Origin of the sequence: Methyloversatilis sp. (assembly GCF_030696805.1) — a bacterium.
In the GTDB taxonomy this organism is placed as follows: domain Bacteria; phylum Pseudomonadota; class Gammaproteobacteria; order Burkholderiales; family Rhodocyclaceae; genus Methyloversatilis.
Genome location: NZ_JAUYRO010000025.1, coordinates 1 through 18,047, shown reverse-complemented (window position 1 = coordinate 18,047; position 18,047 = coordinate 1). Strand labels below are relative to the sequence as shown.

The window sequence follows — 18,047 nt, the reverse complement described above, 5'->3', positions numbered from 1 at the left end:
CCTGTGCGCGCTGCAGGTTTGCGCAGCAGCCAGGCGGCAATTGTCAGCATCGTCCGGCTGATTAAGCTCATCGGCTTGCCTATCATGTGAGATTCCCGGGTTCCAACCCGCACCCGGTACATCCGATGCCCCCCCCGCTTTCGTCGCAGGCCGCGCCGCTTTTCATCGTACTCAACGCCGCCTCCGGCAGCAGCGATGCCGCGCAGACCTGCGCCACCATCGCTGCGGTGCTGACTGCCGCCGGTCGTACGCACCACATCCTGATGGTCGAATCAGGACAGACGCTGCCCGAACTGGCGCGCGACGCCGTGGAACGGGCGGGCGCCGAACAGGGCATCGTCGTTGCGGCGGGCGGCGATGGCACGATCAATGCCGTCGCCCAGGCGATGCTGGGCAGCGGGCTGACCTTCGGCGTGCTGCCGCAGGGCACGTTCAACTACTTCAGCCGCGAACACGGCATTCCAGCCGACACCGAAGCCGCCGTACGCCTGCTGCTCGACGGCGAGGTGCGGCCGGTGCAGGTGGGCCGGGTGAATGACCGGGTGTTCCTGGTGAACGCCAGTCTTGGCCTGTATCCGGCGCTGCTGGAAAACCGCGAGGAGTGGAAACGACAGCTTGGCCGCAGCCGCCTCGTCGCTTTCTGGGCTGGTCTGCTGACGCTGCTGCGCGAACATCGCCGACTGACGCTGGACATTGAACACGGCGGCGAGCGGCGCACGATCCGGACGGTGACACTGTTTGTCGGCAACAACCGCCTGCAGCTGGAACAACTTGGCCTGCCCGAAGCGGCTGAGCTCGCACGCGGCAGGCTGGCCGGCATCACGCTGCGCCCGACCGGCAAGCTGGCCATGCTGTGGCTGCTGGTGCGCGGCGCGCTGGGTCGACTGGGCGACGCAGACCGCGTGGTCAATTTCAGTTTCCGATCGATCAACCTGAGTTCGCGCCGGCGCCGGCACATCAAGGTGGCCACCGACGGCGAAGTTGCCTGGATGAATACGCCACTGCATTTCGAGGCGCTGCCGGACGCGCTGAATCTCATCGTGCCGCAGGGCCCGACGGCATGAGTGCACTGCTGATGCAGATTTCCGACACCCATTTCGGCGTCGAACGGCCGGCGGTGTGCGACGCCCTGCGTCGGCTGGCGCAGGCGCAGCGGCCCGGCGTGCTGCTGCTGTCGGGCGACATCACGCAGCGCGCGCGCGCCAGCCAGTTCGCCGCTGCGCGCACCTTCGTCGACAGCCTGGGCATTGCGGCGCAGGTCACCCTGCCCGGCAATCACGACATCGCACTGTTCAACGTCTTCGAGCGTCTGCTGGTGCCCTACCGCAGCTACCGGCGCGCCTTCGGCGCTGCGCACGATGCGGTGTTCGATGCCGAAGGCGTGCGCATCGTCAGCGTCGATTCGACCCGCGCCTACCGCCATGTCGATGGCGAACTGTCGGCCGATCAGATCGAAGCGGTTGCGCGCTCGCTCGATGGCGCACCGGCCGACGCACTGCGCATTGTCATGCTGCATCACCCGGTGGCGGTGAGCCGACCCGGCGAAAAGCACAACCGTGTGCATGGTCATCACGAGGCGGTCATCCGCTGGCGGGCCGCGGGCGCCGACCTCATTCTGGGCGGCCACATCCACCTGCCCTTCGTGCGCCGGCTCGACGGCGACGGCCTGCGCACCGCGTGGGCCGTGCAGGCCGGCACGGCGGTGTCGGAGCGCACGCGACCGGAGGCCGGCAACTCGATCAATCTGATCCGCGCCATCACGCTGCATGGCGCGCGCGCCGCCGTTGTCGAGCGCTGGGACTACTGCGCGGAAAGCGATCGCTTCGAGCCGGGCGCACTGAGTGCGCTGGCGCTGGATGCGCATCACTGAGCCATCAATGAACGCCCTTCTTGCCCACCCGCAGCTGCTGGCCGACTTCATCGCGCAGCATGCGGTACCGCTCTGTCTGGGCACGCTCGGTGTCGCCTTCGCACTGGCCACCGCAGGCCACACCACCGCCCGGCGACTGTGGCCGGCGGGCGCCCGCACCCGCGTACAGATCGCAACCACCGGCGCCATCTGCCTGCTGTGCGCGCTGCTACTATTTTCCGCCATCGCCAGCGCGGTGTCTGCCGACGGCCGACTGGTGCGCCTCGACCATGCGCTGGCCGCTGCCATGGCAGCGCATCAGTCTGCCGGTACGCTGGGTGTGTTCGCGCGCCTCACGCACTTTGGCGACACCGTCGTGCTGACTGCGCTGTGCATCGCGGGTGCAGCAGCGCTGCTGGCGGGCAGGGAGCGTCTGCTCGCCGCTGCCCTGGTGGCCGCCATCGGCGGAAATTCGCTGCTGAATCATTCACTGAAGGCGATGTTCGAACGCGTGCGCCCGCTGCACGAACATGGCCAGAGCTGGGAAACCAGCTGGAGCTTCCCGAGCGGCCACAGCTCAGGCACGCTGGTGGCTTACGGCATGGCCGCTTGGATATTGATGCAGTTGCTGCCGGCTCGCTGGCATCTGCCAGTACTGCTGAGCGCTGTCGCGATCGCGCTCGTGACCGCACTGAGCCGCATCGTGCTGCACGTGCATTACGCGAGCGATGTGATGGCCGGATTCGCATCCGGCTCCGCGTGGCTCGCGCTGTGCATCACCATCGCCGCGCTGTTTCGTCGACGTTCGACTCGCACATGCAACCATCCGGCCAGCGAAATGCCTGAAGGCACTGCGGTCCACAAGGAGCAGCAATCATGATCGATCACTCGCGCCTCGAAGCGGCCTGGTGGGCCAGCTTCATCGGCGACGCACTGGCCATGCCGGTGCACTGGTATTACACGCGCAGCCGCATCGCAGTCGATTATGGCGAGATCGACCACTACATGGCGCCGCACAATCCGCATCCGGACAGCATCCTGTGGCGCAGCACGTACCAGCACACCGACGCGACCGACGACATCCTGCATGACCAGGCGCGCTTCTGGGGCGGGCCGCGCGGCATCCATTACCACCAGTTCCTGCACGCCGGCGAAAACACGCTGAACATCCGGCTCGCAGCACTGCTCGCCGAGTCACTGGTCGAGTGCGGCCAGTACGACCGCGACGATTTCGCGCGCCGCTACCTGGACTTCATGCTGACGCCCGGCACGCACGGCGATACCTACGTCGAGGAATACCACCGCGCCTTCTTCAGGCACTATGCCGAAGGCCGCGAACTGGACCATTGCGGCATCGAAGACATCCACATCGGCGGCCTGGCCACACTGACACCGCTCATCCTGTTTCACGCGACCGACCGCCACGCGATGCACGAAGCGGTGGCGTCGCACATCGATCTGACGCACAAGGGCCCGGTCGCAGCCGAGGCGGCGAAAGTGTTCGCCGACCTGATGTACTTCCTGCTGCAGGGCGTGCCGATCGATGACGCCATCGAGCGAGCAGGCGGCGCCGCGCACACCGCGCTGACCTGGCCCTACCGCTCGTGGGTGCGCACGCGCCCGGACGAAGAAGTCGTCGGCGCTCAGTTCAGCCCTGCCTGTTATCTGGAAGATTCACTGCCGGCGACGCTGTTCCTGGCCGTGAAGTATGGCCCCGACCTACGCACCGGATTGATCTCGAACGCACGGCTCGGCGGCGACAATTGCCACCGCGGCGTCGTGCTCGGTGCGTTGCTGGGTGCGCAGGGCGGCATGCATGCGGTGCCGCAGGCGTGGATCAACGGGCTGCATGAGCATGACCGCCTGCAGGACCTGCTCGGAAAACTGTCTGCGCTGGCGCTGAAGGGCGGCTGACGACAAACCCGGCCGCGTCGCACGCGTCGATGCCTGGCATGCCGGCCCTGCGGGAACGGTGGCCTTGTGGGAGCGGCGGCCTCGCCGCGATCGTGCAGCAATGGCCATCGTGCAGAGTGCCTATCGCGGCGGGGCCGCTGCTCCCACAGGGTCCGTACCCTCAGAGGAAAGGGGCCGCTCCGTCACCGAACAGGGATCACCCCTGCAGCCGCTTTGCAGCACAAGCCACCGTCAGATCACCCCACCCACACCCGCGCATTCCTGAACATGCGCATCCACGGGCTGTCTTCGCCCCAGTGTTCCGGGTGCCAGCTCATTTGCACGCTGCGGAATACGCGCTCGGGGTGCGGCATCAGGATGGTTGCTCGGCCGTCATCCGTGGTGACCGACGTGATGCCGTCGGGCGAGCCGTTCGGATTGCGCGGATAGCGCGCGGCGACCTTGCCATCGTGATCGATGTAGCGCATCGCGACCCGGGCAAGCGACTGCGCCTGCAGGTCGTCGAACACTGCGCGCCCTTCGCCGTGCGACACCACGATGGGCAGTTTCGACCCGGACATGCCGCGGAAGAAAATCGACGGCGACTCGACCAGTTCGACCATCGTGAAGCGCGCTTCGAACTGCTCCGAGCGGTTGCGCTCGAAGCGCGGCCAGTGTGCCGCGCCCGGAATGATGTCGCGCAACTGGCTCATCATCTGGCAGCCGTTGCACACGCCCAGTGCAAACGTGTCTTCGCGGTTGAAATATTCGGCGAAGGCGTCGCGCAGCTGTGCATTGAACAGGATGGACTTGGCCCAGCCGGCGCCGGCGCCCAGCACGTCGCCGTAAGAAAAGCCGCCGCAGGCCGCCAGACCCTTGAAGTCGGCCAGTTTCACGCGCCCGGCCATCAGGTCGGACATGTGCACGTCGTGCGCTTCGAAGCCGGCGCGGTCGAAGGCGGCGGCCATCTCGACCTGGCCGTTCACGCCCTGCTCGCGCAGGATGGCGATCTTCGGCCGCCTGCCGCTGCTCACGAAGGGCGCCGCAACATCTTCCTGCGGCTCGAAGGTGAGGGCCGCGAACAGGCCGGTGTCATCCGTGTCGTCGAGCAGCGCGAACGCCTCTTCGGCGCAGCTCGCATCATCGCGCAGCGCGGCGATGCGGTGGCTGACTTCGCTCCAGGCCTTCAACAGATCGCTGCGCGCTTCGCTGAAGATGACCTTGGCGTTGTGCCACAGACGGATTTCGTCGCGGTCATTCGGGCTGCCGATGCCGTGCGTGACGCCGGAAAGCCCGCCTTCGCGCAGCACATCCATCACCTTCGAACGCTCGGCGACGCGGATCTGGATCACTGCGCCGAGTTCTTCGGCGAACAGCGCCGAGAAGGTGCGGTCGTTGAAGCGGCCGCGCACCGCGTCCGGCTTCTTGGCCAGCGAATCGACGTCGACCAGCAGCGGGTCGTAAGCAAGCGTATCGAGGTTGATCGACAGACCGACCCGAGATGCAAAGGCCATTTCGCACAGGGTGGCGAACAGGCCGCCGTCCGAGCGGTCGTGATACGCCAGCAGATAGCCTTCGTCGCGCAGGCGGTTGATCGCCGGCAGGAAGCGGCCCAGCAGCACCGCGTCGGCGTCCGGTGCATGTTCGCCCACCACGCCGTATGCCTGTGCAAACGCCGAGCCGCCAAGGCGGTTCTTCATCTGGCCGAGATCGAGCAGCAACAGTTCGGTGTCGACTTCGGGGTCGATCAGCAACTGCGGCGTGACTGTCTTGCGTACGTCGCCGACCGGCGCGAACGCCGTGATGACCAGCGACAGCGGTGACACCACTTCCTTCTGCTTCGCCTCATCCCCCTCACCCGAGGTCCAGCGCGTCTTCATCGACAGGCTGTCCTTGCCGACCGGAATCGACAGGCCGAGTCCGGGGCAGAAATCCATCGCCACGGCCTTCACCGTGTCGAACAGCGCGGCGTCTTCGCCCTTGTGCCCGGCGGCGGCCATCCAGTTGGCCGACAGCTTGATGCGATCGAAGCTGCGCACGTCTGCGGCGACAAGATTGGTGATTGCCTCGCCGATCGCCATGCGGCCGGATGCCGGGCCGCTCAGCAGCGCCACCGGCGTGCGTTCGCCCATCGCGAATGCTTCGCCCTGGTAGCCGCTGAACCCGGCGCTGGTCACGGCCACATCGGCCACCGGCATCTGCCAGGGGCCGACGAACTGGTCGCGCGCAGTCAGGCCGCCGACCGAGCGGTCACCGATGGTGATCAGGAAAGATTTGCTGGCGACCGAGGGCATGCTGAGCACGCGGTAGGCCGTGTCCTTCAGGTCATAGGCGGCGACGTCCATCGGCGGCGCGAAGGCCGGGCGGCGCTGCACGGTGCGGTGCATCTTCGGCGGCTTGCCGAGCAGCACGTCCATCGACATGTCGACCGGCCTGGTACCGAAGTGCGGATCTTCGACCGTCAGCTGGCCATCCGGCGTTGCCTCGCCAAGCACGGCATACGGGCAGCGCTCGCGCTCGCACAGCGCGCGAAAGTCTTCGACCCGCTCGGGCGCAATCGCCAGCACGTAGCGCTCCTGCGATTCGTTGCACCACAACTCGGCCGGACTCATGCCCGACTCTTCGCTCAGGATGGCGCGCAGATCGAACCACGCGCCGTGGCCGGCACCATGCGCCAGCTCGGGCAGCGCGTTCGACAGGCCGCCGGCGCCGACGTCGTGCACTGCGAGAATGGGGTTGTCGTCCTGCATCTGCCAGCAGCGGTCGATCACTTCCTGCGCGCGCCGCTCGATTTCCGGGTTGCCGCGTTGCACCGACGCAAAGTCGAGGTCGGCGGTGTTGGTGCCGGTAGTCATGCTCGATGCCGCGCCGCCACCCAGTCCGATCAGCATGGCCGGGCCGCCCAGCACGACCAGTTTCGTGCCGGCCGGGAACACGATCTTCAGCGCGTCGCGCGCGCTGATGTTGCCGATGCCGCCGGCGATCATGATCGGCTTGTGATAACCCCGCATTTCGCCCATGAAGGGCAGTTCGAAAGTGCGGAAGTAGCCGGCAAGGTTCGGACGGCCGAATTCGTTGTTGAATGCGGCCGCACCGAGCGGGCCGTCGATCATGATCTGCAGCGCGGAGGCGATGCGCTCGGGCTTGCCGTACAGTTCGCCGTCGACCCGCTCCCACGGCTGCTCGAAGCCCGGAATGTTGAGGTTGGACACGGAAAATCCGGCCAGACCCGCCTTGGGCTTTGCACCCCGGCCGGTCGCACCCTCGTCGCGGATTTCGCCGCCGGCGCCGGTCGCGGCGCCGGCGAATGGCGAAATCGCGGTCGGGTGATTGTGCGTCTCGACCTTGGCCACGAAGTGCATCGGCTCGGCGTGCCAGCTCCAGCGGCCCTCGCGGTCCGGGTAGAAACGGTCGACCGGCGCAGTCGTCGCGCCTTCGATCACCGCCGCATTATCCGAATACGCCACCACGGTGTGCTGAGGGGTCGCGCGATGGGTTTCGCGGATCATGCCGAACAGGCTCAGTTCCTGCGTCGCGTAGTCGATGTTCCAGCTCGCGTTGAATATCTTGTGCCGGCAGTGCTCCGAATTGGCCTGCGCGAACATCATCAGTTCGACGTCGGTAGGATCGCGGCCAAGCTTCGAATACGCCGCGAAAAGATAGTCGATCTCGTCGTCGGACAGCGCGAGGCCGAGCGCGCTGTTGGCGTGCACCAGCGCGGCGCGGCCCTGCTCCTTGCCACCGCTTCCGAGCGACACGCTGACCAGCGGACGCGGCGGCACATGGCTGAACAGCGCATCGGCGTCGTCAAGACTGCCCAGCACCGATTCGGTCATGCGGTCGTGCAGCTTCGCCGACAGCGCCGCGCGCTCGGTCGCGTCGAGCGACGCCGCGCCCAGCAGGCCGCGTGACAGCTCGATTTCGTACAGCACACCGCGCTCGATGCGCAGCACGCTGGTCAGCCCGCAATTGCGCGCGATGTCGGTTGCCTTCGACGACCAGGGCGAAATGGTGCCCAGCCGTGGCGTCACCAGCAGCGCAACCGCAGCCGGCGTGACCGCCGGTTCGGCCGCCAGCAGCGCGTGCAGTCGCGCCAGTTCGTCGGCGCCGGGTGACGCGCCGCATTCGACGAAAAAGTGCTGCGTCGCGCGCACGTCGCGCACCTTGCCGACCGTCGCACGACAATCGTCGGCCAGACGCGCCAGACGCGCTTCGGAAAAGGCAGGGGTACCGCGGAGCTTCAGAATGAGGGTCATGAGGGGAAACTGGAGGAAAGGACGCCGAACTCCGCCACGCGGATCCGAATGCGCAATTATATATAGGGGGCACCGATCACCGCAGTCGGATCGTTGAGATGGCGTTTTGTTCGCAGTTCGCTCGGGGCGCATTCAGCATGCCCTTGCGGACGGCCCGCTGGCCGCCGCTACTCCGGGCGCAGGGTTGGGGCGAAACGCGTGGGAGCTGTTCCTGTGGGAGCGGCGTCCTCGCCGCGATGCGCACTCTGATCAGCGACCATCGCGGCACTGATCGCGGCGGGGACGCCGCTCCCACACTTGCACTCTGATCAGGGACCATCGCGGCACTCATCGCGGCGAGGACGCCGCTCCAACAGCGGGCCGGTGCAGATCGCGGGGCGACCGCCGTTCTCTCAGGGCGCCGGTGCAACATCTGTCCCCCGCCCGGGCTTGATGTTTGTATGCTCCACTGCATCCGGAGGTGCGGGCGCAGACTGCAGCCCGGATCGACGACTTACATGAGGAATGAACATGCATCCCGACGCCCCCGACGCGACCGGCGGCGACGTCATCGAAGTGACACTGACCAACTTCCAGCGCGATGTGATCGACACGTCGCAGCGCATGCCGGTACTCGTCGATTTCTGGGCCCCCTGGTGTCAGCCCTGCCAGGCGCTGACGCCACGGCTCGAAGAGCTGGCCGCCAGCTATGCCGGCCGGGTCCGGCTGGCCAGGATCAATTCGGACGACAACCCGGAACTGGCGCGCCGCTTCGGCGTCCGTGGCATTCCGAACGTGAAGGCCTTCGTCGGCGGCGTGATGGTGGATGAATTCACCGGCGTGCTGCCGGATCGCGAACTGCGCGAATTCGTCGACGCCCTGCTGCCGTCGCCAGCGGAACCGACCTGTGACGAGGCGCGCGCTGCGCTGCTGCGCGGTGATGCCGACGCCGCGCTGGCGCTGAACGAGGCCGCACTCGGCCTCGATCCGCTGTTCGAACCGGCCATGCTCGGCCGGGTCGAGGCGCTGATTGCGCAGGCCAGGCTCGACGAAGCCCAGGCCGCCCTCGACGCGCTGCCGGAAGACATGAACGACCGCGCGCGCATCGGCACGCTGTACGCGCGCATCGCCGTCGCCCGACGCCAGCCGGGAGATGCCGACCACGACTACGCGGCGCGCATCGCGCGCAATCCGGACGATCTGGCTGCACGCCTCGAATGGTCGGCACTGCACGCAGCGGAAGAAGACTGGGAGGGCGCGATGAAACAGGCGCTCGAAGTGGTCAGACGCGACCGCGATTTCGGCAACGATGCGGGCCGGCGCACGCTGATCGATCTGTTCGACCTGCTCGGCAGCGACCACCCGCTGGTGCGCCACTATCGCCGCGAACTGGCGGCCGTGCTGAACAAGTGATGCCGGACGGCACGCGCATCCGCTGCTTCGCCCCGGTGGCCGACCCGGCCACGGCGCGCGTGCTCATCCTGGGCTCGATGCCCGGAGCAGCGTCGCTTGGCGCCAACCAGTACTATGCCCATCCGCGAAACCAGTTCTGGTCCATCATGGGCACCCTCGTCGGTGCCCATCCCGCACTGCCGTACGCGGAACGACTGGCCGTGCTGACGCGCGCCGGCCTCGCGCTGTGGGACGTGTTGGCAAGCTGTGAACGACTCGGCAGTCTGGATTCGGCGATCGACCTGCGCTCGGCCCAGGCGAACGACTTCGTTGTGTTTCTTCAGCGCCACGCCGGCATCCAGCGCGTGCTGTTCAATGGCGCGCTGGCTGAAACCTGTTTCCGGCGCGACGTAATGCCGTACGTCCGCCCGCTGGACATGCTCCGACTGCCGTCGACCAGCCCGGCCCACGCCGGACTTTCGGCGACCGACAAGCTGCAGGTATGGCGGGCCTCCCTGCAACCCTCACAGGTCGTCGCTGTCTGACGGCGCTTGATAATATGGATACGATTTCATGACTTTCCTGCTGTTCGGCCTCGGCCTTGTTGCACTGATCGCGGGGGCCGAGTTGCTGGTACGCGGCGCCTCGAAACTTGCGTTGTCGTTCGGCATTTCGCCACTGGTGGTCGGGCTCACCATTGTTGCATTCGGCACCAGCTCGCCGGAACTGGCGGTATCGGTGCAGTCGGCCTGGAACGGCAAGACCGACATGGCGGTCGCCAACGTCGTCGGCAGCAACATCTTCAACGTGCTGTTCATCCTCGGCCTGTCGGCGATGATCACACCGCTGCTGGTCGACAAGCAGCTCATCCGTCAAGAAGTGCCGATCATGATCGGCGTGTCGCTGCTGTTCGCCGCACTCACGCTTGATGGCGGCATATCGGTGACCGACGGCGCGATCTTCGTCGCGCTGATGATCATCTACACCACCTTCCTCATCGTGCAGAGCCGCCGTCAGACCAAGGCGCTCAATGACGAATACGCGGACAGCGTCGGAGAGAAAAGTACCGGCTGGGATGCGACGCTACCGGTGCAGCTGGCGCTTATCGTGGCTGGCCTGGGCATGCTGGTACTCGGCTCGAACCTGCTGGTCGAAGCAGCCATCGTGTTCGCGCGTTACCTCGGCTTGAGCGAAGCGGTGATCGGACTGACCATTGTCGCCGCCGGCACCTCGCTGCCCGAGGTCGCCGCGTCGGTCACCGCGGCGCTGCGCGGACAGCGCGACATCGCGGTGGGCAATGTTGTCGGCAGCAATACCTTCAACATCCTGGGCGCACTCGGCGTGTCCTCGATGGTGGCACCGACTGCGCTTACGCTGCCGCCTTCAATGCTGGCTTTCGACATCCCTGTGATGACCGCCGTCGCCATCGCCTGCCTGCCCATCTTCATGACCGGCAACCTGATCGCCCGCTGGGAAGGCGCGTTGTTCTTCGCCTACTACATCGCGTATACGCTCTACCTCATCATGGCCGCCAAGGAGCACGACGCGCTCGGCGACTACGCCTTCGTGATGCAGACCATCGCCCTGCCGCTTACCGCGATAACGCTGGCCGTCATCGTGGTGCGCCACATGCGCCAGCGCTCCGGCTGACCCCCGCGCGGGCCACTTGCCGAAGCTGGCGCACGGGTGCCGCAACGGATTCTGCGCTGCAAGGACGGCCGCGTTTAACCAGGATGACCCGCCGGCATTCGACCGCTCCGTTCGTCCCGTGCGCGAGGCATCCCGGGCGAAACCAGGTTGTCGCGGGTATCTCTGGCGGGCCTATCAACAATCGCACCGCTGACCTCATGCCGAGGCGAGCCCGCTTGCACAGGATCCCGACCGCGGAAGCAGTCTGCGACCTGCGCGAGAGGGGTCGGGCGAGCGCTCCTGCTGCGCCGGAACCGGTCGTCCTCACGCCGCGCGATCCGGTTCACCCAGTTGCGCGAGGATTGCGGCCCGTGAGGCATCGCGCAGAGCCAGCGCTGCGTGCCAGTCGGCGCCCGCGGGAACGAGCGGCGCGTGGATCGTCACGACCAGCGGGCTGTAGCGCGGCCAGCGCCGCAATCCGGGCAGCAGGACACGGGTTCCGCCGAGGCTGACCGGAACAACCGGCACACCGGTACGCGCCGCCACCAGGAAGGCGCCCATGCGGAAAGGCAACAGCCCTGGAGCTTCGCGGAAAGTGCCCTCGGCAAAGAAAACGATTGAATCGCCGGCCCTGACCCGCGCCTCCAGCGTCCGGGTCTCCTCCGCGCCGCGAGCGGTCTCGATGCGTTCGACGAAAGCTGCGTCGAGCCGTCGCAGAGGCGTCGCCGACAGCGGATGGTCGAGCAGTTCCCGCTTGGCGACATAGGCAAAGCGCGCAGGCAGTGCGGCGGTCAGCGCCAAACCGTCGAGATAGCTGGCGTGATTGGCGACCACCACCACAGGGGCGTTGTCCGGCAGATTTTCCAGACCGGTCACGCGCGGCAGGATGCCACCGGCCGCCAGTGCCAGGCGTGCCCCGGTGCGGGCGGCCGCGCGGCGCTGCGCCAGCGTCGGCGCCAGTGCGATCAGCAACCAGAATGGCGGCGCCAGAAGCGCGAACACCAGCCAGGCAAAGGCTGACCACAGTTTGCCAGCGACCGTCCGCAGCAGGGCACGCAGGCGGGCGCTCGCGGCGTCCAGCAACAGCCCGAGCGCCTGCAGTCGTGGAGAACGCACACCGCGCAGCAGCGTGCCGTGCTCATGGGCGGCACGGCAGGCCGCGCGGCGCAGCTTGCCGCTGGACGTTTTCAACACGGTACCTGGCGGGGCGAGCACGACTTCGTCGGCCGGCAGACCGGTAAGTTCGATGGCAAGTCGCTCGATTTCGGCGCGGATACGCGTATGTGCATCGATCGCCGCGCGTACTTCGGCGAGTACCACCAGCCGCTCGGTGCCGGCGTGTGCGTCCGTCGCGGGAAACACCGCCACATTGCCGGCGCGGACGCCAGCGATGCGGCCGACAGCCTCTTCCAGTTCCTGCGGATGGATGTTGTGGCCGGCGCGGATGATGAGATCCTTCTCGCGACCGGTAACGAACAGTTCGCCATCGGCGAGGTAGCCCAGATCGCCTGTGTTGAGCCAGTCGCCGTCGAACAGCGTAGCCGTCGCCGCGGGATTTTCGAAGTATCCGGCTGTCGCCGACGGCCCGCGGAACTGGATGCGTCCGACGCGCCGCTCGGCAAGGACGCGGCCGGCGGGATCGACGATGCGGATCTCGTGCCCCGGCAAGGCGTGTCCGCAGCCGGGTACGGCCTGCTCGTCAGCCCCATCGTCGCCGACCGGCAGCGCAAGTCGCTCGTCCGCCAGTGCCCTGCGCGCCACGTGGTCGATCCGCGGGCCGCGCCCGGGCGGCGGGAAGGTCAGTCCGACCGAACATTCCGCCAGACCGTAAACAGGCGCCAGTGCCTCGCGCGTCAGGCCATAGGGCGCCAGGCGTGCCGCAAATCGATCCAGCGTGACCGGGCTGACGGCTTCGGCACCGTTGCAGGCCATGCGCCAGCAGGATAGATCGAGCCCGTTGAGTTCGCTGTCCGCGAGCCTGTTCGCACAGATTTCGTATGCAAAGTTGGGCGCTGCCGAGAGCGTGCCACGATGCCGGGAAATGGCCTCCAGCCAGCACGCTGGGCGGGCGAGAAAGGCAAGCGGCGACAACAGCACCAGCGGAAAGCCAACGACCATGCTTCCCATGCCGGCACCGATCAGCCCCATGTCATGATAGAGCGGCAGCCACGACACAAAGACGTCCGCGGAGGTCGCCCGCGCCGCCTGGCGCATGGCGCGGATATTGGCGAGCAGGTTGGCATGGGTAAGCGCGACGCCTTTCGGTTCGCCGGTACTGCCGGAAGTGTACTGGATGAAAGCGAGATCAAGCGAGGCGGGCACAGGCAGTGGGGGAATTGGCGCCACCGCGACCGGAACGCTCAGTTCGGCAACGGTGACGATGCCGGCCAGCGTCGGACATTTGCCGGAAAGCGCGTGGGCAAAGGCACGTGCGCGCGGATCGGCGATGAACCAGCGGGCGCCCGCATTGGCGAGGATGCCGGCGATGCGGCGAAGGTGCTCTTCCAGTTGCGCGGGCCGGGCCGGCGGGTAGAGCGGCACCGGCACACAGCCGGCCTGAAGCACGCCATAGAATGCGGCAAAAAAATCCAGCCCGGTGGGCAGCATGAGGGCGATGCGGCTGCCCGGCAGCACGCCGCGCGCCAGCAGGCCGGCCGACAGATCGCGCGCAGCCGCGGCCAGCTGCGCGTAGCTGATCGCCTCCTCCCGACCATCCCCACCGAGCAGAATGATATGGATGCGCTCTCCCTGGTGGCGGACATGCCAGTCAAGCACTGCGGTCAGCGTGGCGAGTTCGGCCGGCGGCGCTATGAAGTGGCCGGAAGCCGGGCCCGGGGCGAAGGTACCGGGAACCGGCGTGCTCGTCTGTGGCGCATCGTCGATCAAACGTAGCAGGTCGCGTGGCGTTTCGGCGGCAAGCGCCGCCTCGCCCAGCCGTACACCCATCTCGCGCTCGATGCGTGCCAGCAGTTCCACGCGCGCGAGACTGTCCAGACCGAAATCGCGCTCCAGGCGATGATCAATGCCGAAAGTCGAAAGGTCGCCCGCGCCGGGCTTGAGCTCGACCGCCAGGACACGCAGGATCGCCAGCAGCCGATGGTCGAGATTCATGGTGGGTCCTTTGCAGATGCGTGTGCGACCACAAAGCAACGCGCGCGCAGTGGCCGCCGGTCATCATTGCTGGCCGACCGGGTCAAGTGGCTCTCGCCGAACGGGTGGGCGAAGGCGGAAAACGTCATGACCACTCGCCGGGCGCCGAAGCATGCGCAGTGGCGCAACGTCGGCGACCGCCGCAATGGCCGGCAAGCGGACGTGCGAGCGGCACCATGACTGTCCGGGTCATGCGGCCGGCAAGGGCGCAGCCGGCCATCGTTCGGAGCACCTTGGCGCACAGCCCCTCCTCACGCCGGCTTGCGCCGGCGCAAGTGGCGCGCGACCCAGTACGCAGCAAGGGCCGCAACGACATGTTTCAGCGTATGGCCACCGACCACACCGCCGGTCACCGCGAACACAGCGCGGTCGCCCAGATCAAACAGGAGTGCGAGTCCATACAGGCCGAGGACTGCGAATACATCGCGCTGATGGCTGTAACGCGCTGGATGGAGCCGAAGCAGCAGTGGTACGAGCACCATCGGGGCGAGCTGCACCAGCAGCCAGGGCCGCAGGTCACCGGTGCCCTGCGTCTCGCTCCAGGCCCAGTAGAGGACGCCGCACAACCCCGCGACCACCAGTATGGGCAACAGCGCCAGGCCGGCCCTCACGCTCACTCGCTCGGCAAGCTGGGTGGCGAACCAGGCCATGAAGGCCAGCGCCATCGCAGCCCGGTCCCAGGCAAGCCGCTGGTTGTCCGGTGCGAGGTGGTACCAGGCCGAAGCGAAACCGATCAGCACAATGCCGAAGAAGAACACCGCATAGGCCCGTGACTCGCGCGAATCGATGAAGGCACGCTGCCCTGCCCTGGCAGACAGACGGCGCAGGCCATGCAGCCCGTAGGCGCCGGCAAGCAGGAACAGGACATTGCTGGCGGTATCCAGGCAGTTGGGCATTCCGAAGCAGCCGCGCCGATCGGCAAAATCGTGGTAACTCACCGGCTGAGCGACGGGCGGCATCAGAAAGACCAGCGCGGTCAGTACGGCGGCCAACGCGGCAAACGCGGTATGACGATTCACGACAGGTGCGCCGTCGGCGCCACCATTGCGGCCCGCGCGGGGTGATCGACGTGGCACGGAGCCCGATTGGCGCGCAGGCAGGCGATGGTGCATCGGGCAATCGCCGCCCTGTCCTCCTTCGACGATCTGCCATGACCGGGGCCGCCCAGGCAGGTTCGCGCGTGCCTGACGTGAAGCGCCGAATCGCACCGAGGCGCAGGTGTTGAAAACTCCGGCGGCAAGGCGCCGCGGCCTGCCGCACCCTCCCGCAGCGCGAGTGCAGCATCGCGCTGCCGCGGCCGGGTACGGTCTTCACGCCTCGATCCTGCAACCGCGGGGGACATGGCGGGGATGACGATGGCCGACTGCATCGGTCTCAGACGCCGTTTTCCGTCAGCTTGCGGCGCAGGATCTTGCCGATCGGTGACTTGGGCAACGAATCGCGAAAAACGATGCGGCGTGGCACCTTGTAATGCGTGAGTTGCGTGTGGCATGCATCGATGATCCGCCGCTCGGTGAGCGTGGTGTCGCTGCTCACCACCCAGGCGCATACCGACTCGCCGCTTTTTTCGTCGGGCACACTGGTCACGCACGCTTCCCGGATACCCGGCAAGCCGAGCAGCACTTCCTCAACTTCGCTGGGCCAAACCTTGAAGCCAGACACCACAATCATTTCCTTGCGGCGATCGACAAAATGCAGAAAGCCCGTGTCGTCGAGGGTCACCACGTCGCCAGTGGCCAGCCAGCCATCGGCGTCCCGAACCCGTGCAGTCTCCTCCGGCATGTTCCAGTAGCCTCGCATGACCTGCGGACCGCGCACGAAAAGTTCGCCCGGCTCGCCGGGCGTCGACTCACGGCCGTCCTCGCCACGCATCATCACTTCGGTAGACGGCAGCGGCAGGCCGATCGAACCGGTGTAGCCGTCGATATTCATCGGGTTGGCGCAAACGATGGGCGAGGCTTCGGTCAGCCCGTAGCCCTCGATCAGCGGCACACCCATCAACTTCTGCCAGCGCTCTGCCACCACGGGATGGAGTGCCATGCCGCCCGCCACGGCCACCTTCAACGCATCACCATTGGCCTGCTTCACTTTTACAAAGCCCGGCGCGTCAAGCAGCATGCGGTAGAGCGTGGTGACGCCGGTAATGGCGGTAAAGCGGGTCTCGCACAGCGTCTTGATGAAGCCGGGAAGGTCACGTGGGTTGGCTATCAGCACATTGTTTGCGCCCCATCGTACAAAGGTGAGCAAGTTCGCGGTGAGTGCGAAGATGTGATAGAGGGGCAACGGCGTGATGATGACCTCCTCGCCTTCCCTGAGCGTTATGCCGATCCAGGCCGAAGTCTGCTCGACATTGGCCACCAGGTTGCCATGGGTGAGGACGGCGCCCTTTGCCACACCGGTGGTGCCACCCGTGTATTGCAGGAAGGCGATGTCCTCGGCGCTGACAACTGGCGCACGCTCCGTAACGCCGGCACCGAGTTTCAGCGCGCTGCGAAATGGCACGGACCCGGGCAGACGCCAGAACGGCACCATACGCCTGACATGCTTGACGGCAAGGTTCAGTAGGCAGCGTTTCACTGGCGCGAACAGGTCACCGATCTGGGTCGTGACGATGTGGCGTACTGCTGTCTCGGCGACAACCTCCTGCAACACATGGGCGAAGTTCTCGATTACCACGATGGCGACGGCCCCGGAATCGACCAGCTGGTGCGCGAGTTCGCGCGCCGTATAAAGAGGGTTGACATTGACCACGACCAGTCCGGCGCGCAGGCAGCCGAACAGTGCCACCGGATATTGAAGCAGGTTGGGCAGCATGATGGCTACGCGTGCCCCGGGTTCGAGACCGAGGCTTTGCAGATACGCGGCAAAATCGCGCGCCAGCCTGTCCGTTTCGGCATAGCTCAGCGTTGTGCCCATGCTCGTGAAGGCCGGCCGGTCGTGGAACTTGCGGCAGCTTTGCTTGAACAGATCGACCAGCGAGGCGTAGCGGCGGACGTCGACCTCGGCTGGAACGCCGGCGGGGTAGCGGGCCAACCAGACAGGTTTCATGCGGCGCCTCCCTTGGTCATGTTGCATGGGGCGAGATGCGGGCGCCGGGTCTACGCTCACTGTCCGCGAAGGCCCCTTGCCAGCCTCGCAGACGCATCATCTGATCCTGCCGGTCAGATCGGGCCGGGATCATCACCAATCTAGCACGGCGGATCGGGTGGTGAGCAGCCGTCCGGGCAGCGCGTCCGCTGGTCCAGATTCATGCGGGCCGGCCGCCTTCCGTTCGCCATCGCCCACCCGCCAGGCGCGACTGCGGCCTCGCACTTGCGAACCGGCGCGGCAGCGCCTTGACCGGAACGAGGCGCTGCAGAAGCCTTGCTGATCAGGGCGGCGTCGTTACCGCTAGCCGAAACGGTCGATCGGCAGACAGCGCGAGAATTCCCGGGGTTTGACCAAAGGACTGGTTCCGGCCGCGACGGACCGCCCGCGTACGACCTGACCCCGGCAGCCCGCCACGCGAACTGTGGTTCCGGCTTCAGCGGGCATGCACAACCGGCAGCGGGTACGGGAAATCGCGATCCGGGAGGTACCGCCTGAGGGCCGCCATTTGAGTGTTGGAGCGGGAAACGAGACTCGAACTCGCGACCTCAACCTTGGCAAGGTTGCGCTCTACCACCTGAGCTATTCCCGCGATGCGGGTGATCGGAGCCGATCACCCGGAAGGTGCAACTGGAGGCGAGGGTCGGAATCGAACCGGCGTACACGGCTTTGCAGGCCGCTGCATGACCACTCTGCCACCTCGCCGGTGGTGCAGCCCGTTCGGTGGGCTACAATCAAATTGGGGAAGACGATCTTCCCCTTTTTCTAATCTTGGATCGGGTAACTAGACTCGAACTCGCGACCTCAACCTT

At 66.6% G+C, this 18,047-nt stretch carries 11 protein-coding genes and 2 tRNA genes; 7 read left to right on the top strand and 6 right to left on the bottom strand.

Annotated elements, in window-relative coordinates; genetic code table 11:
- Positions 1 to 125: 125 nt before the first annotated feature.
- The 4 genes from Q8R75_RS03070 to Q8R75_RS03055 are packed head-to-tail and all read left to right on the top strand — an operon-like array spanning position 126 to position 3,763.
- Entirely contained in the window at positions 126 to 1,064 is a 939-nt protein-coding gene (locus Q8R75_RS03070) for a diacylglycerol kinase family protein (RefSeq protein ID WP_305613800.1), read from the top strand.
- Positions 1,061 to 1,870, top strand: a complete 810-nt coding sequence (locus Q8R75_RS03065) for a metallophosphoesterase (protein ID WP_305626132.1) — start codon at positions 1,061 to 1,063, stop codon at positions 1,868 to 1,870. The genes Q8R75_RS03070 and Q8R75_RS03065 overlap by 4 nt, the downstream gene beginning before the upstream one ends.
- A gap of 7 nt (positions 1,871 to 1,877) precedes the next feature.
- A complete protein-coding gene (locus Q8R75_RS03060; protein ID WP_305614421.1) occupies positions 1,878 to 2,729 on the top strand; it encodes a phosphatase PAP2 family protein in 852 nt (283 codons plus the stop codon).
- Positions 2,726 to 3,763 (top strand): ADP-ribosylglycohydrolase family protein, encoded by a 1,038-nt coding sequence (locus tag Q8R75_RS03055; protein ID WP_305614420.1) that lies wholly within the window; start codon positions 2,726 to 2,728, stop codon positions 3,761 to 3,763. The genes Q8R75_RS03060 and Q8R75_RS03055 overlap by 4 nt, the downstream gene beginning before the upstream one ends.
- A gap of 236 nt (positions 3,764 to 3,999) precedes the next feature.
- On the opposite strand, the gene purL is transcribed toward Q8R75_RS03055, so the two are convergent.
- Positions 4,000 to 7,998, bottom strand: a complete 3,999-nt coding sequence (purL, locus tag Q8R75_RS03050) for a phosphoribosylformylglycinamidine synthase (protein WP_305626133.1) — start codon at positions 7,996 to 7,998, stop codon at positions 4,000 to 4,002.
- 510 nt (positions 7,999 to 8,508) lie between these two features.
- Between purL and Q8R75_RS03045 the strand changes: the two genes are divergently transcribed.
- Genes Q8R75_RS03045 through Q8R75_RS03035 form a run of 3 tightly spaced genes read left to right on the top strand, consistent with a single transcriptional unit; the run spans position 8,509 to position 11,019 of the window.
- The gene (locus Q8R75_RS03045; protein WP_305614583.1) at positions 8,509 to 9,390 is read left to right on the top strand and encodes a tetratricopeptide repeat protein; all 882 of its coding nucleotides are present in this window, start codon (positions 8,509 to 8,511) and stop codon (positions 9,388 to 9,390) included.
- Complete coding sequence (locus Q8R75_RS03040) at positions 9,390 to 9,914, top strand: DNA-deoxyinosine glycosylase (protein ID WP_305614582.1); 525 nt, start codon at positions 9,390 to 9,392, stop codon at positions 9,912 to 9,914. The genes Q8R75_RS03045 and Q8R75_RS03040 overlap by 1 nt, the downstream gene beginning before the upstream one ends.
- Before the next feature lie 28 nt (positions 9,915 to 9,942).
- A complete protein-coding gene (locus Q8R75_RS03035) occupies positions 9,943 to 11,019 on the top strand; it encodes a calcium/sodium antiporter (protein ID WP_305614581.1) in 1,077 nt (358 codons plus the stop codon).
- A 303-nt stretch (positions 11,020 to 11,322) separates the two neighbouring features.
- Here Q8R75_RS03035 and Q8R75_RS03030 read toward each other — a convergent pair whose 3' ends face one another.
- The 5 genes from Q8R75_RS03030 to Q8R75_RS03010 all read right to left on the bottom strand — a co-directional run bounded on the left by Q8R75_RS03030 (position 11,323) and on the right by Q8R75_RS03010 (position 17,940).
- Positions 11,323 to 14,109 (bottom strand): AMP-binding protein, encoded by a 2,787-nt coding sequence (locus Q8R75_RS03030; RefSeq protein WP_305614580.1) that lies wholly within the window; start codon positions 14,107 to 14,109, stop codon positions 11,323 to 11,325.
- Positions 14,110 to 14,399: 290 nt separating this feature from the next.
- Positions 14,400 to 15,167, bottom strand: a complete 768-nt coding sequence (locus Q8R75_RS03025; RefSeq protein WP_305614579.1) for an alkaline phytoceramidase — start codon at positions 15,165 to 15,167, stop codon at positions 14,400 to 14,402.
- A 355-nt stretch (positions 15,168 to 15,522) separates the two neighbouring features.
- Positions 15,523 to 17,196 (bottom strand): AMP-binding protein, encoded by a 1,674-nt coding sequence (locus Q8R75_RS03020; RefSeq protein WP_305614578.1) that lies wholly within the window; start codon positions 17,194 to 17,196, stop codon positions 15,523 to 15,525.
- Positions 17,197 to 17,751: 555 nt separating this feature from the next.
- A tRNA-Gly gene (locus tag Q8R75_RS03015) sits at positions 17,752 to 17,827 on the bottom strand.
- 39 nt (positions 17,828 to 17,866) lie between these two features.
- Positions 17,867 to 17,940 (bottom strand) — tRNA-Cys (locus Q8R75_RS03010).
- Between the last annotated feature and the right edge of the window lie 107 nt (positions 17,941 to 18,047).

Bases quoted from the DNA above. Each gene is read 5' to 3' on its own strand.
- Q8R75_RS03045 (WP_305614583.1), top strand. From the start codon at position 8,509: ATGCATCCCGACGCCCCCGACGCGACCGGCGGCGACGTCATCGAAGTG.
- Q8R75_RS03040 (WP_305614582.1), top strand. From the start codon at position 9,390: ATGCCGGACGGCACGCGCATCCGCTGCTTCGCCCCGGTGGCCGACCCG.
- Q8R75_RS03055 (WP_305614420.1), top strand. From the start codon at position 2,726: ATGATCGATCACTCGCGCCTCGAAGCGGCCTGGTGGGCCAGCTTCATC.
- Q8R75_RS03065 (WP_305626132.1), top strand. From the start codon at position 1,061: ATGAGTGCACTGCTGATGCAGATTTCCGACACCCATTTCGGCGTCGAA.
- Q8R75_RS03070 (WP_305613800.1), top strand. From the start codon at position 126: ATGCCCCCCCCGCTTTCGTCGCAGGCCGCGCCGCTTTTCATCGTACTC.
- Q8R75_RS03020 (WP_305614578.1), bottom strand. From the start codon at position 17,196: ATGAAACCTGTCTGGTTGGCCCGCTACCCCGCCGGCGTTCCAGCCGAG.
- Q8R75_RS03060 (WP_305614421.1), top strand. From the start codon at position 1,878: ATGAACGCCCTTCTTGCCCACCCGCAGCTGCTGGCCGACTTCATCGCG.
- purL (WP_305626133.1), bottom strand. From the start codon at position 7,998: ATGACCCTCATTCTGAAGCTCCGCGGTACCCCTGCCTTTTCCGAAGCG.
- Q8R75_RS03030 (WP_305614580.1), bottom strand. From the start codon at position 14,109: ATGAATCTCGACCATCGGCTGCTGGCGATCCTGCGTGTCCTGGCGGTC.
- Q8R75_RS03035 (WP_305614581.1), top strand. From the start codon at position 9,943: ATGACTTTCCTGCTGTTCGGCCTCGGCCTTGTTGCACTGATCGCGGGG.